12 protein-coding genes and 1 tRNA gene are annotated in these 12,278 nt (G+C 57.8%); 8 read left to right on the top strand and 5 right to left on the bottom strand.

Features of this window, described 5'->3' with window-relative positions; genetic code table 11:
- Window positions 1–230: 230 nt before the first annotated feature.
- The gene (locus C1711_RS04860; RefSeq protein ID WP_102338043.1) at window positions 231–1,124 is read left to right on the top strand and encodes an aldose 1-epimerase family protein; all 894 of its coding nucleotides are present in this window, start codon (window positions 231–233) and stop codon (window positions 1,122–1,124) included.
- Window positions 1,125–1,366: 242 nt separating this feature from the next.
- Here C1711_RS04860 and C1711_RS04855 read toward each other — a convergent pair whose 3' ends face one another.
- The 3 genes from C1711_RS04855 to C1711_RS04845 form a co-directional block, all read right to left on the bottom strand.
- Window positions 1,367–3,532 (bottom strand): acyltransferase family protein, encoded by a 2,166-nt coding sequence (locus C1711_RS04855; RefSeq protein WP_102338042.1) that lies wholly within the window; start codon window positions 3,530–3,532, stop codon window positions 1,367–1,369.
- A 41-nt stretch (window positions 3,533–3,573) separates the two neighbouring features.
- A complete protein-coding gene (locus C1711_RS04850) occupies window positions 3,574–4,116 on the bottom strand; it encodes a LemA family protein (RefSeq protein WP_199824881.1) in 543 nt (180 codons plus the stop codon).
- Between the two features lie 88 nt (window positions 4,117–4,204).
- The gene (locus C1711_RS04845) at window positions 4,205–5,179 is read right to left on the bottom strand and encodes a hypothetical protein (protein ID WP_102338040.1); all 975 of its coding nucleotides are present in this window, start codon (window positions 5,177–5,179) and stop codon (window positions 4,205–4,207) included.
- Between the two features lie 285 nt (window positions 5,180–5,464).
- Between C1711_RS04845 and C1711_RS04840 the strand changes: the two genes are divergently transcribed.
- Window positions 5,465–6,445, top strand: coding sequence for an SPFH domain-containing protein (locus tag C1711_RS04840; protein ID WP_199824842.1), 981 nt, complete (start codon window positions 5,465–5,467; stop codon window positions 6,443–6,445).
- Window positions 6,446–6,496: 51 nt separating this feature from the next.
- Entirely contained in the window at window positions 6,497–6,925 is a 429-nt protein-coding gene (locus tag C1711_RS04835) for a hypothetical protein (protein ID WP_102338039.1), read from the top strand.
- A 21-nt stretch (window positions 6,926–6,946) separates the two neighbouring features.
- Here the strand turns inward: C1711_RS04835 and C1711_RS04830 are convergent, their stop codons facing one another.
- The gene (locus C1711_RS04830; RefSeq protein WP_234346256.1) at window positions 6,947–8,056 is read right to left on the bottom strand and encodes an acyltransferase family protein; all 1,110 of its coding nucleotides are present in this window, start codon (window positions 8,054–8,056) and stop codon (window positions 6,947–6,949) included.
- A gap of 168 nt (window positions 8,057–8,224) precedes the next feature.
- On the opposite strand from C1711_RS04830, the gene proC reads away from it, so the two are divergent.
- Window positions 8,225–9,013, top strand: coding sequence for a pyrroline-5-carboxylate reductase (gene proC, locus C1711_RS04825; protein WP_102338037.1), 789 nt, complete (start codon window positions 8,225–8,227; stop codon window positions 9,011–9,013).
- Between the two features lie 109 nt (window positions 9,014–9,122).
- Here the strand turns inward: proC and C1711_RS07795 are convergent, their stop codons facing one another.
- On the bottom strand, window positions 9,123–9,290 hold the full coding sequence (locus tag C1711_RS07795) for a DUF6724 family protein (protein WP_199824841.1): 168 nt from the start codon (window positions 9,288–9,290) through the stop codon (window positions 9,123–9,125).
- Between the two features lie 121 nt (window positions 9,291–9,411).
- Between C1711_RS07795 and serS the strand changes: the two genes are divergently transcribed.
- The 4 genes from serS to C1711_RS04805 all read left to right on the top strand — a co-directional run bounded on the left by serS (window position 9,412) and on the right by C1711_RS04805 (window position 12,265).
- Window positions 9,412–10,704, top strand: a complete 1,293-nt coding sequence (serS, locus tag C1711_RS04820; protein ID WP_102338036.1) for a serine--tRNA ligase — start codon at window positions 9,412–9,414, stop codon at window positions 10,702–10,704.
- A 192-nt stretch (window positions 10,705–10,896) separates the two neighbouring features.
- Window positions 10,897–11,244, top strand: a complete 348-nt coding sequence (locus tag C1711_RS04815; protein ID WP_102338035.1) for a hypothetical protein — start codon at window positions 10,897–10,899, stop codon at window positions 11,242–11,244.
- Window positions 11,245–11,513: 269 nt separating this feature from the next.
- Window positions 11,514–11,590, top strand: a tRNA-Arg gene (locus tag C1711_RS04810).
- Between the two features lie 177 nt (window positions 11,591–11,767).
- Complete coding sequence (locus tag C1711_RS04805) at window positions 11,768–12,265, top strand: RrF2 family transcriptional regulator (RefSeq protein ID WP_102338034.1); 498 nt, start codon at window positions 11,768–11,770, stop codon at window positions 12,263–12,265.
- The last annotated feature ends 13 nt before the right edge of the window (window positions 12,266–12,278 follow it).

The raw sequence follows: 12,278 nt of genomic DNA, 5'->3' as shown, positions 1-12,278 counted from the left end.
GAATACACAGGTGTAAAAAATAAGTCAAGGTACCGAATAATCAGGAACCTAATAAATATTTCGAGAGCGTTAACCGAGAACGCATCAGGCACGTTGCAGCGTTCATTTTCCTATGCAAACAACCGCCCAGTTTTCCGCTCCAAAGTTGCCGTAATGCAAAATGGATATTATTGAGACGTGCGGAAAAACAGGGGGGCACCTTGCCCCAGTCATGCGGATAGGAGCTTCTGATGCCGAGTAACGTCACGATTTCTCAGGGAACATTGAGCGCCGTTATTTCAACTATGGGCGCCGAGCTGAAAAGCCTTGCGCTGGACGGTCGTGAGTATCTCTGGCAGGGCAATCCGAAGTGGTGGGGCAAGAGCGCTCCGGTGCTCTTTCCGCTGGTAGGTGCCACAGGATACGATGTCTTGCAAACGGCCGCAGGTCCAGCGCCCGTGCCCAAGCACGGCTTTGCCCGCGATGTCGAGTTTCATCTCGTCGAACAATCCGAGGATGGCGCGTCGGTGGCCTTCGAGCTGAGCGAGAGCGAATACACGCTTGCTCGTTATCCGTACCCCTTCTCCCTTCGTATGACCTACGCGATTACGGGACCCGCTACGCTCAAGCAGACTTTCCGTGTTGAGAATGCGGGCGACGTTCCCATGCCGTTCTCGGTGGGAGGCCATCCTGCGTTCAACGTTCCGGTGTCTGGCGTCGAAGGGGAGACCTTCGAGGATTACGAGCTGCGTTTTACCGAGGCGTGGACTGCGGATTCCCCCAAGATTTCCGTGGACGGCATCATGTCTTATGCGGATCCGTTCCATGTGCTTCAGAACGCGGATGCGCTGTCCGTTTCGCGCGATCTGTTCGTTTTTGATACGGTGGTGTTCAGAGATGTTCCCGGGGCGCGCATCGAATTGGTGGGAAAGAAGTCTGGCCACGGTGTGCGCGTGGACTTCCCCGATTTTGACTTCGTGGGCATCTGGTCGGCGGCTCCCGATGCGCCTTTCGTTGCCGTTGAACCTTGGACGGGCCATGCCGCGCTCGACGTCGAAGACGACGTTTTCGAGCACCGCGACAACATCACCATTCTCGCCCCCGGCGAGGTGGACGAGCGCTCGTTCGAGATTACGCTGCTGTAACCCGCGATTTTCAGTTTTTGTTGGCGTGCTTTGTTTGCTCATGCACCTCGGTTGACATTGCTTTTGCACCACTCGCGTCCAAAAATGCGCGAAGTGAGAAGTTTTATCGGGGCATGGTGAGTAGACCGGGGCTTTGCACCAAAGAAACTCCAGGTAGCAGAATCGATGTTTTTCTGTGTACTCGGCATGCCCCCGGCAATCTTCTCACTTCGCGCATTTTGGAGCGGAGCGGGGTCGTGCCCTTATTTTTCCTCGATTTTGATTGTCGGAAGATCAAGTTTTGCGGCATTGCGCATGCTGTCGAGCATATGTTGTGCCGCAAGCAGACGCGGGTCGTCGCCGTCGTCAAGGTGAATGGGCAGGTAGGGTTTAACCGTATCGTAGATGAGCTGCACGTATGCTTGGGCGCCTTCGGAGCTGAGGTGTGTGCCGTCTCCGTCGAACAGCGCGTTGTTATTTGCGCTGTAGTTGTACCAGTCGATGAGGATGACGTTCTTATAGCGCTCGGCGGCACGTGCGAACACCTCGTTATTGGGGGCAATCCAGGGCTGCGGGCAGCGGTTGTTCACAAACACGGCGATGCGCTTTTCTCCCACAAGCCCCATGAGCTCGTCGATTTGTGCATCGCTGATGGGGCCGTTTGTGCCAAGCGCAAACACCGCAACACGCCCGCACATGTTCTGGTCGAGCATTGAACGGTAGATTTCCGTACCAGTGGTGAACTGGCGGTTCATTTGGGCGTCGATGTAGCCGTGTTCAAAGGTTTGCTGGAATACGTCGACCGCGCGCAAGGATACGGAGTCGCCGAGCATCGTGACATCGTAGGCGTTCTCGGGGAATCCCGACGAATCAACGGCAGACCCATCGTCCGCGCTACCGTCTTTGATGACGACTTCCGAGCCGCCCTGCTCTCCGGAGTCGCCGCCTTGAAGCATCACGGCACCTTCTTCGCTTAGCGCAGAGGTGTCGGGCACAAAGACAAGTCCGCCGATGGCGACTAGGGTTACCGCGCAGCAGGCTGCCAGCAAGATGGCATTGCGCTTCATCCAAGCTCCAAGCTCGTGCCGGTTGCCGGAGACGCGCTGGAGGAACGAGCTCAAAGCCCCGTGACGGAACGGCGTTTCGATCACGCGATACGAGATGGCGGCAACTGCAACGACGATTGCGATTTGAATCAGATAGACCCACCAAGGCTTCTCGGAGATATCGCTCACAGGGTTCATGAGCAGCAGCAACGGATAATGCCACAGGTAAATGCCATAGGAGCGCTGGCCCAGCCATGCGAGCGGTTTGAGGCCGAAGAGCCTGGCAAGGTTGCTTTCGGGGTGCGCGCAGGCAGCGACGAGCATGACGGCGAACAGCGATGCCAACAGGATGCCGCCGCGATAGGGGAACGCCGTGTAGCCGTTGGTGAAGAGCACGAGCAGGAACGTGCCGAGCAATCCAAGGGCACCAAGCACGTCGAGCAGATTGGCGCTTGGAATACGCGGCGTGTTCGCAGGCTGGGTCTTGCGCATCGTGGGCGCTGGCTGCTTGGTGCGCGCAGCCCGCAGACCGTGCGTTACATGGCCCAGCTGCTTACCGCTCGTCTGCTTGAAGTGCGCGGCGGCAAGCTCGAGGCGCTCGGGAACAGCCTGCAACGGGATGAATGCAAGCCATGCGCCCAGCAACAGGGAGAAGACGCGCGTGTCGGTGCCGTAGTACACGCGACTCGGGTCGGCTGCGGGGTTGTACAGGATTGCCATTTCGAGAGCGGAAATCGCGGCAAGTGCGAGTGCGACGCGGCGGATAGAGGTGCGCGACTTGCCGCTACGCAAGATGAGGAGCAGTAGACCGGGCCAAACCAGGTAAAACTGCGCTTCGATGGCGAGTGACCAGAAATGCGTGAGCGGCGAGGGATCGCCCACCGCGCTGAAGTAGCTCATGTTGTTGAAGATCTGCCACCAATTGTTCAGATAGAGCAGCGACGGAATGATGTCGGGGCGCATCTTGGTGAGCATCACGTGATTGAGCAGCGTGCAAAGCGCAGCGGTTACCACAACCACGACAACAGTAGCAGGGACGAGGCGACGCAGGCGTCGTTTCCAGAAATCTTTAAGGTCGATGCGGCCCGTTCCGTCAAATTCGGTGAGCAGCAGATGTGTGATGAGATATCCCGAAAGTACGAAGAAGATGGTCACGCCCTGCATACCGCCGGGGGCGAACACCGGGTTGATGTGGTAGAGCACAACAAAGGCAACCGCCAGCGTGCGGATGCCGTCGAGCGCGGGGATATAACGGGAGCGGGGTCGCCGCTCTGGACGCTGGAAGCGCGCGCCGTCGGACGCGTCGGCCGCGGTGCGGTCGCCAACGCCGACCTGCTCGCCCTTTACGCCGCCATCAGCAACGCCGCCCTGAACGGCTCGCATATTCTGTTCGTTTTGGCCGAATGGCGACGGAGCAGAGGGCATTAGAACTTGACCTGCGGGACCTCTCGCGCCGCCTCGGCAGCCTCAAAGCCGGTGCGCGGCTTGAACTGGAAAATGCCGGCAAAGATGTTTCCGGGGAACGTCTGAATACCGTTGTTATAGTTCAGCACGCAGTCGTTGTAGCTCTGACGTGCGTAGGAAATCTTGTTCTCAGTTTCCTCGAGCGAGGCCTGGAGCTGCATGAAGTTCGAATTTGCCTTGAGGTCGGGATATGCCTCGGCAACGGCGAAGAGCTGACGTAGGGCTCCGGAGAGCACGTTGTCGGCGGCCATCTTCTCGTCGGGCGTCGTGGCAGAAGCAGCGGCGTTGCGCGCGGAGACAACGGCGGCAAGCGTCTCCTTCTCGTGCGCGGCGTAGCCCTTGACTGTCTCGACCAGGTTGGGAATCATGTCGCTGCGGCGCTGCAGCTGCGTGTCGATGTTTTGCCACGCGTTGTCAACGCGGTTGCGGAGGGTGACGAGGTTGTTGTAAATGCCGGCGATGGCCATGATGATGCCGACAACGATGATGATGCCGATAATCATAGAAATCAAAATAGCTCCGTTCTACAGGAATCTCGGCGTTCCCACGTGTTCGGGCTCTCGAGACTCGCGGACATACTAAATATACCCTCTAAAAGATGCCCAATGATATCTCAATTTGGGATGCATACTCTTCTTCGTCAATCGTCCAGACGCTGTCGATGTTGTTGAGGGCAAAGTGCGCGTAGGAATTGTGGTCGAGGTCCGTTTTAGCGAGCACGTCACCAAAGATTTCTCGTATCTCGGCCTTTTGCCCTTCGGACAGGGCGGCTTGATGATTTGGGTCTGTTGAAATTCCCTCGTCGGAAAAATACTCGACAAGCTCGTCCATCAAGTCGTTCTCTACCTCATAGGATGCGGGGCACCATATGTCGCAGTAGAGGCTCGCCGTGCCATCATCAAAGGTATAAACCGAGGAAACCTTGTACGAGCAGTTTGTGAGCAGCCAGCCGGCGTAGCCGTTGGCGTCGAGGCCCAGCTCTTCGGCGGAGTAGCCGAGTGAATCGGAGAGATTTTTGTCAAAGGCGTCCGCGACTGTGGACCTCTCGGGCCCTTCTGCTGAGGTCAGCTGGTCGAGGCGGGCGCTCACGATATCGACGCACGCCTGTTCATCTTCGTCGTAGACCACGGGATCTGTGCTGTAGTCCTCTTCCATTGCAGGCTCATCGAAAAAGAAAGCAGGAATGATCTGATCGAACACGAGGTCGAAAAGTGCCCCCACAACGTTGACCAGGATAAAGATGATGAGGACCGTCCTAATGACATGAACCGGCTTGTCCGCCGTTTTGCTCGCATGGGCGCGTGCCTGTTTTGCAGCGGCTTTTGCCGCCTTACGAGCCGCTTTGCTGGTTTGACGGTCTTCGGTTTTTACCCGTGCACCAGTGGATTTCGAGATGGGCGCGTCGTAATTGTCACGGGTTTTGACGGGGCTCTTGTACGGGGCATCGCCAAAGGCGCAATCGTCGCCTTCGTTGCCGATATACGCGTCAGGTTCATCCCACGGTAACGTTGGTTCGCCTGCGTTGAATGGATCGACCTCAACGTCGTGCTTCCTGCGCGTTGCCATGGCGAACCTCCCGATATGTTGACCCGTTGGTTAAGTATACCGCCTTCCTGAATGGACTCGACAGGCAGGCGGTCGGTTGGCCGGCAACTCATGGGGGCGAACGACGTTTCGATATTGCATTCGTTGTGGGTGCGCACTTCTTGCTGCGAAACGACCCACGGCGTTGTCCGCCGATCGACGAGCTGCACGATGTCCGTCTGCGGGAACCGCGCGGCCTCTCTGCACGAAGTGCGTGACAAACGGGTATCATTTCTCCATGTGTATTCCTCGTTCTAAGGACAGAACATGCTCTTTGCCATCACTCAGCTTATTAGCGGGCTGATAGGTATCGCCATTTTGGTGCTGTTTGTTGGTGCGGTTACCGGAAACCTCTTTTTCGTGGTCAAACAGCAGCACGCTGTGATTATCGAGCGCCTGGGCAAATTCAAGCGGATCGTTGGTGCGGGCTTCCACGCCAAAATCCCGTTTATCGATCGCAAGGCAGCCACGGTGAGTCTGCGCACCATGAAGAACGGCTTTGACATCGACGTTAAAACCCAGGACAACGTGACCATCGGCCTCGAGGTGTCCGCGCAGTATCACGTGAGCTACGAGATGGGCACGCGCCCCTCGGAGTCCGGTGTGTACAAGAGCTACTACATGCTGCAGCAGCCCGTTGCCCAGATGCGCGACTTCATCACCGACGCGTTGCGCTCTTCCATCCCCGTGTACACGCTCGATGAGGTCTTTGCCAAGAAAGATGACATCGCCAAGGACGTGAACGCCACCGTGTCCGAGCAGATGGACGCCTATGGCTTTACGCTCGTGAGCACGCTGATTACCAAGATCGCGCTGCCGTCCGAGGTCGAGGATTCCATGAACCAAATCAATGCTGCGCAGCGCACCAAGGCGGCGGCGCAGGACTTGGCCGAAGCGGACCGTATCCGTCGCGTGACCGAGGCAAAAGCCGAGGCAGAGGCGATGGAGAAAGCGGGCGAGGGTATCGCCAATCAGCGCAAGGCGATCGCCTTGGGCATCAAGGATTCGCTCGAGATCATTCAAGAGACGGGCGTGGGAAACGACGAGGCTAACCAGCTGTTTATGTTCACGCAGTGGACCGAGATGATGAACGAGTTCGCTAAGAGCGGTCGTGCGAGCACCGTGGTGCTGCCCGCCGATTTCACGCAGTCCGCGAGCATATTCGAGCAGATGGTCACTGCCTCGCAGGCCAACGATTCCGCCCCGGTACCGCCGGTTCCTGCTCCGCCTGCGCCTCAAAAGAAGTAAGGCTACGCGGGCAATGTCGTTGCCTGCATACCGTTTCTTGAAAGGAAAGAGATGAGTTCTTCTCGCAAGTATCTCAAAATCGTTTCGATGGTTACGCTTCTCGCGGCGGTGCTCTGCATCGTTGTCGTCGTTTTGGGTTTTGGCGACCCGCGTGTCGCGTTGGAGAACGCGCCGTTTGAGATGTCTGCCGACACTGCCCGCATCGTACTGTCGCTCGCCGCCGGCTTCGGCGCGGGCATCAACCTGGTGCTCGGCCTTGCCGGTATGCGCGCGGCCAACGTGCCGTCCAGGGTTGGCTCCGCCTGCACGCTTGCCCTTATCGGCTTGGTGGTTGCGCTCGTCAATGTGGTGCTCTGCGTCTTCCAGGGCTTTGGCGTCGACATGGTGCGCACGATCAGCGCGGTGCTCAGCCTGGCGTGCACGGCCGGCGCGTTTGTCTTTGCGAACAGCGTCAAGAAGGAATATGAGGCCTGGCACTAGGCTTGGCGCCTGGCATCTGGATTATCCTGACGCCCCTGAGCGACGCGCTCCCTGCCGCTGGCCAATCCACTGTATTTTGAGGAGCCGCGAGGGGGGCCTCTCAAAAACAGAGATGGTGCAGCATGCTGCGATGGCAAACGATAGCGCAAGAGCGACCAGCGTTTCAGCTACAGGGTCGTCCATGAACGGGAAGGTGTAAAGCGGCGTGTGGAAGGTGAGCCATGCGCGGATAAGGCGATGCAGAATGTACACTTGGAGCGTGCGTCTTCCCAGCGTGGTGAGCATGTTTGTTCGGGATGGGGTAAGCCTCAGGCAGGCAAGCGAGCATATGACGGCGATGCAGAATGTACAGGCGCGTTGTAGCACGCCAATGACCGGTCCCGCTTGGTAGGGGTTGTCGCCATAGACCAAGGGGAAGAACCATCCATATGCGTTGGCGTTGCAGAGGCGCGCAAGCACGATGAGCCCTGCGACGAACACTGCCGCGTATGCGGCGCGCGTATGTCGCACTGCCGGAACGCTTCGGAGATCGAGGTAATAGCCCAGCGCGAAATAGGGCAGGAATGCGGCTGCTCGCCCGATGGCAAGAAAACCATCCGAAAAATCGACAAAGCCGCTCAACAGAGAGATGACAACCGAAAGCGCGATGCCTTTCCGCGCTTTCAACACGCAGAGCAGAGGTATGAGCGCATACCAATAGGCCATGGCGAGCAGATACCAGGGTGCCGAGGTGAAGGCGCAGATGCGCGCGAGCGTAAATCGTGCACCGTTGACATATGCAAGGGCGAGTTGGAAGGCGAAGCCCAGCACCAGGAAGCTGATGATCCGGTTGACGTTGAGTTTGCCGTCGCGGTACGCCCCTTTGGCGAACATGCCGGATACAAATACGAACAGCGGCATGTGGAACAGGTAGATAACGTCGAAACAGGCGCTCAGTACGGGGTTGGAGTTGTGGACGGGGTGTGCGACGTGCCCGAACACCACAAGGAGCATGAGCACTCCCTTGATGTTGTCGTACAGAGCTATGCGTTCATGGGAGATGCCGGTGTTCGTTGTTCCAGCTTGCGTATTAGCTCGACGTCCGGGCAGGGAGATAGGGGTGTTTGCCGCTCTTTCCAGCAACTCGCTCACCGGTTGACCCCTCCAATCGCCTGTTCCTCGCGTCGTCGCGTCGTGCATTCTACTGCGCATTGCGTGCAGTTGCCGCGGTCATGTGTGGGGGCGAACAAGATTCTCGTAAAATAGCAGCGAATAGAGAGTGCGACATGGTGCGCGCTGGAATGCGGAAAGGTGGCTCACATGGAGCTGAAGGACGTCAAAATCGGTTTTATCGGATTTGGCAATATGGCGAGCGCCATGGCGGACGGCTGGTTGGCATCGAACGAGATCGCCGGCGAGCAGATGTATGCATGCTCGGGCTCGTACGAGCGCCTACTGGAGCGCACGGAGTGGCGCAACATGCACGCGTGCAAGGATGCCGCCGAGCTGGTGGGCAAAGTCGACCTGGTGGTAGTTGCCATCAAACCGTACATGATCGAGCCCGTGCTCACGCCCATTGCCGATGCGCTTGCCAACGTTCCGTTCATCTCCGTGGCCGCGGGTTGGGATTGTGCGGAATTCGATAAGGTCTTGCCCGGCACGCGTCACGTGTCGACGATCCCGAACACGCCGGTGTCAATTGATGAGGGCGTGATCGCCTGCGAAAACATCTCGACGCTCGGTGAGGACGAGCGCGTATTGGTGCACGAGCTGCTGGGCTTGCTCGGCACGGTGGTCGAGGTTGAGACGAAGTTGCTTTCGGTGGCGGGGACGGTGGGCGGTTGCTCGCCTGCGTTTATCGCCATGGTGATCGAGGCATTGGGGGACGCGGCGGTGAAATACGGCATTCCGCGCGCCCAGGCATACAAGATGGTGAGCCAGATGGTTGCCGGTACGGCAAAGCTGCAGCTTGCAAGCGGTGTGCATCCGGGCGTGATGAAGGACGCCGTGTGCTCGCCCGGTGGTACGACCATCAAGGGCGTCGCGGAGCTCGAGGCCGCCGGCATGCGTTCGGCCTTCATTCGCGCGATTGACGTGATCGAGGGCTAGAGTCGAGGTTTTACCGTGCCCGGCTGCCTATGGCGTCATAGGACATGGAATTTGGCGGAGCGGCAAAAGGGAACCGCGCTTTTACCTGCCTAAATGTGCGGCAGAGGGGCTAGAACCAGGAGTCCTCGTCGTCTTTTTTGGGGCCGCGGTCGACATAGATCTTGCTCGTGCGTTTTTCGAGCACAGCCGCCGCGATGCCAAAGATTACAAGGCCCGAAAAGAACAGGACTGCCACGCCCTCGCGGGTGCCGAAAAGGAAATTGAAGATCTGATCCATGGTTACGTCCTGCTTTCTTGGCTGAACCGTGTTCGCAAATTTGCCCACCAGTATATACTTGCACTGCACAACCGTCAGTCATGCGCATGCATATACGCCAGAAATTGAACACGGAGGCATCATGCTCGACATCAAATTCGTCCGCGAGAATCCCGAGGTGCTTGACACCGCCATGGCAAATCGCCAGGGCAGCTGGGATCGCGAGAAGTTCTTCCAGCTGGATGAGGAGCGCCGCTCTGTCATCGCCCAAGTGGAGGAGCTCCAGGCCACGCGCAACGCCGAATCCAAGAAGATCGGCGTCCTCATGAAAGAGGGCAAAAAGGACGAGGCAGAGGCCGCCAAGGAAGCGGTGCGCCAGGTCAACGACCAGATCGAGGGCCTGGCCGATCGCCGCAGCGCCCTGGATTCAGAACTTGCCGACTTCATGTGCCGTATCCCCAACATTCCGTGCGATGCCACTCCGGTGGGCGTGGACGAGAACGAGAACCCCGAGCGTCGCCGCTGGGGTGTCCCGCGCGATTTCGCTGCCGAGGGCTTTGAGGCCAAGGCGCACTGGGACCTGGGCACCGACACGGGCATCCTCGACTTCGATCGCGGTGCCAAGCTGTCTGGCGCGCGCTTTACCGTGCTTGCCGGCGCGGGTGCCACGCTCGATCGCGCGCTGCAGAGCTTCTTCCTCAACACGCACATCTCCCGCGGGTTCACCGAGTTCATCCCGCCGGTGATTGTCAATCGCGAAATCATGTACGGCACGGGCCAGCTGCCCAAGTTCGAGGAAGACGCCTATCACACGGGCGTCGACCAGTTCCTGATCCCCACCGCCGAGGTTGCGCTGACCAATCTCCATGCTGGTGAGGTCCTCGACGGTGCCCAACTGCCGCTGCGCTACACCGCCGGCACGCCTTGCTTCCGCGAGGAGGCGGGCTCGGCCGGCCGCGACACGCGCGGCATCATTCGCCAGCACCAGTTCACCAAGGTCGAGATGGTCAAGTTTGCCAAGCCGGAGGAGTCCGATGCCGAGCTCGAGAGCATGGTTGCCGAGGCTGAGTACCTCCTGCAGCAGCTCGAGCTTCCGTATCGCGTGATCTCCCTGTGCACGGGCGATCTGGGCTTCTCCGCACGTCAGACCTACGATATCGAGGTGTGGCTGCCGAGCTACAACGCCTACAAGGAGATCTCCTCCTGTTCGAACTGCGGCGACTTCCAGGCGCGTCGTGCCAACATCAAGTACCGCGACCCCGAGAACTTCAAGGGCACGCGCTTCGTGCACACGCTGAACGGCTCCGGCCTGCCCACGGGCCGCACTATGGCTGCCATCATGGAGAACTACCAAAACGCCGACGGTTCTATCACGGTGCCCGAGGTCCTGCGTCCCTACATGGGCGGCATTGAGAAAATCGAGCCGCTGGCGTAGAAAGCCGCATCGAAAATCAAAGCGCTTACAAGGGCGGTCGCGTTATGCGGCCGCCCTTTCGTCTTCGCTAGCACTTCAATTGGACAAATTCCCTTTCCGAAAACGTCATGTTCATATTGAATACACGAACATATGTTCTATTTTTTGGGTATACTCTTGATACGGGCAGACGGCAGAAGAGGGGAGCAGTTTATGGATGTATTCGATTGCGGAGCGGTATTGTTCGAGAGTGCAGACGATGAGGAGGCGATGCGCATAGAGTGTGCGGTGGCGAGCGATGGATCCCTAAGGGTTATGCAAGAGAGCGACGGCCCGCTTACCGATTGGTGTTTTGAGGAAACGCCCCATCGCATTGAGGTGGAGGTTTCGCCGGAGGGCGTCGGAGAATTGCTTTCCTATTTTCACGTGGATGAGGCGCGCATGCTGCCCGCCGTATTGCGTATGGAGTTCACGGGCTACAACTGTTTTCGTCGCTTGCGTCGGCTGATGAAGGATCTCGAGATTCCCTACTCCGTTTACGAGCATGCAATTGCGCGATAGCGCCGTTGTTCAGATGGGTTAACAAACAGACAGCTTGGTTTTACGACGACGAGATCGGCTGTTTGCCCGTGTGCAGGCAGACATAACCAGTTTGTTTACCTGCGAGTTCTTTGACAATAGCATAGAGGGTGTCCAAATTATAGAGCGTCCTTTGCTCCGTTGTTTTCGATATGGAAGACAGGTGTTTGGAAACGGACTTGAAACTTTACATTTTTCTGAGAAATACCCTTGACTCTCATGGGGTCGTGTGCGAATATACTCCTTGCGTTGCGGCGTTACCTCAGCTGGATAGAGGGTCTGACTACGAATCAGAACGTCACAGGTTCGAATCCTGTACGCCGCACCAGTCGAATTTTAGGGCGCTCTTCGGAGCGCCTTTTTTGTTAGGTTATGCAACATTGGTAAGAGTCGGCAATATTTGTGCAGGTCGGCCTTCTAGGCTTATAGTTGGGGACGTGTTATTACACAAACCTAGGGTCAGTAGCTGTTGTCCCTCGCGGTCGTTATGCCACAAGGAGCAAACATGGACATTTCTCGCAAAACCGATTATGCCCTTCGCTTACTCTCCATGCTCGCCAGCGGTCAGGATGGACTTATGTCCGTCCGCTCGGCTGCTGATCAGGTCGACGTGCCTTATTCGTTTGCGCGCTCCATTCAGCATGGGCTTGTTCAGGCGGGGATTATCGAAAGCCTGCGCGGCGTTCGCGGCGGCATGCGCCTGAAAGTTGACCCCAAAGAGGTGACGATTCGCCAAATTGTCGAGGCAGTTCAAGGTCCGCTCGTCATGAACGATTGCACGGCCGAAGGCGGTGTGTGTGGGCGTATGGAGGGCTGTTGCTATCATCCCATTTGGGTGGGTGCACAGGCGCTTCTCCGGAGCTATTTGGATTCCGTTACCCTCGATGATGTGGTGAACTGCCGTGCGTTCCCTGCGGTCGATCCCAAGTTTGCAAACAGGGACTGCTTCGCTGAATACGCCGGTTGTGCAAATGCTCCTCGCATTTTCAACAACGTCGAGTAGTCTCTCTTTATTT

The organism is Collinsella provencensis (genome assembly GCF_900199705.1).
GTDB classification, from domain to species: domain Bacteria; phylum Actinomycetota; class Coriobacteriia; order Coriobacteriales; family Coriobacteriaceae; genus Collinsella; species Collinsella provencensis.
The sequence above is the reverse complement of the archived record's forward strand: the minus strand, read 5'-3'. Positions and strand labels throughout refer to the sequence as shown.